Source organism: Rahnella inusitata (genome assembly GCF_003263515.1).
GTDB classification, from domain to species: domain Bacteria; phylum Pseudomonadota; class Gammaproteobacteria; order Enterobacterales; family Enterobacteriaceae; genus Rahnella; species Rahnella inusitata.
Genome location: NZ_JYDE01000049.1, coordinates 1 through 1,426, shown reverse-complemented (window position 1 = coordinate 1,426; position 1,426 = coordinate 1). Strand labels below are relative to the sequence as shown.

Annotated in this window: 1 protein-coding gene; it reads right to left on the bottom strand. The window is 47.3% G+C overall.

Annotated elements, in window-relative coordinates:
• Nucleotides 1-178 precede the first annotated feature (178 nt).
• Nucleotides 179-1,353 (bottom strand): IS3 family transposase gene (locus TU92_RS22030; protein ID WP_112169525.1). Its coding sequence is split into 2 segments (ribosomal slippage): nt 179-1,095 and nt 1,095-1,353, totalling 1,176 coding nucleotides; the frame shifts between segments, so codons are not numbered across the junction.
• Nucleotides 1,354-1,426 lie beyond the last annotated feature (73 nt).

The window sequence follows — 1,426 nt, the reverse complement described above, 5'->3', positions numbered from 1 at the left end:
GCTTACAGCATTTTGTCAGCCAGTAGCGATGGGGGAAAGAATTTTAGTGATATTAAATTCCATGCGAGTAATAGCTCTAACTCTAAGGATTATACAATCATTATTAGCGATGATGCTATATACATCAAAAGCGCCTACTACGATTCCGAAAAATACCAAACAAATAGCGCTGTAGTGGTCAACAAAAACTGGCCACAGCTTTAGAGTTTTTCCAGAACAATCGTTCTGATTCATTCGGCGTCAAACCACCATTATATTGATGAGGTCTGAGCTGGCTGTAATATCCTGTGATGTAATTCGTTATTGCCGTGCTGGCTTCGCTAAAATTCGCGTAGCCATTATCCGGTACCCACTCTGTTTTCAGGCTTCTGAAGAACCGTTCCATTGGACTGTTATCCCAGCAATTTCCCCGGCGACTCAGGCTTTGCTTTATCTGATATCTCCACAGTAACTGTCTGAAATTCCTGCTGGTATAGTGACTGCCTTGATCCGAGTGATACAGTAAATTAGCCGGTTTTCCCCGTGCTTCCCAGGCCATCGACAGGGCTTTACCTGTCAGTGCGGAATCAGGGAAAAATGACATCGCCCAGCCAACCGGTTTACGGGAAAACAGATCAAGCACAATGGCTAAATAAGCCCAGCGCTTACCTGTCCAGATATAAGTCACATCACCGCACCAGACCTGATTAGGCTCTGTTACTGCAAACTGGCGTTCCAGATAATTAGGTATCTCTACGTGTTCCTTAGACGCCTTCTTATATCGATGGCCAGGCTGCTGACAGCTGATGAGATTAAGTTCTTTCATCAGCTTTGTTGCCCGCCAGCGGCTCAGTTTTACGCCTTTGGTGGTGACCATCGCGGCAATATTACGTGCACCTGCGGAACCATTACTTTCGCGATAGCTTTCACGAACAAGGCCCAGTAATGCCACGCGTGCGGCATCAGGCTTCTTTGGCTGCCGCCAGTATTTATAGCTGCTGCGATGAACCCCAAACACGTTGCACACAACGGCAACAGGAAACCGCGCCCTGAGTTTCTCAACTAATGAGAACTGTTCAGGGAGTCTGACATCAAGAGCGCGGTAGCCTTTTTTAATATATCCCTTTCCATTTCAACGCGTTGGAGTCTTTTCTTCAACTCACGTATCTCAATCTGCTCAGGTGTCATTGGTGAAGCTATGGGTGATTTCCCCCCTCGCTCTTCTTTCAACTGCCGGACCCACTTGTCCATCGTGGATTTACCGACATTCATTGCCGTGGCAGCGGCGGCAACGGTGTAATGCTGATCGAGTACAAGCTGGGCGGCTTCGAGGCGAAACTCGGGGCTAAAATTGCGTCTGTTACGTCCGGTCATAATGTCACCTGTTTTGACTATGAGGTGATGATATCACCTCTATTCAGGTGGCCAAATTCACTATGCCACTACA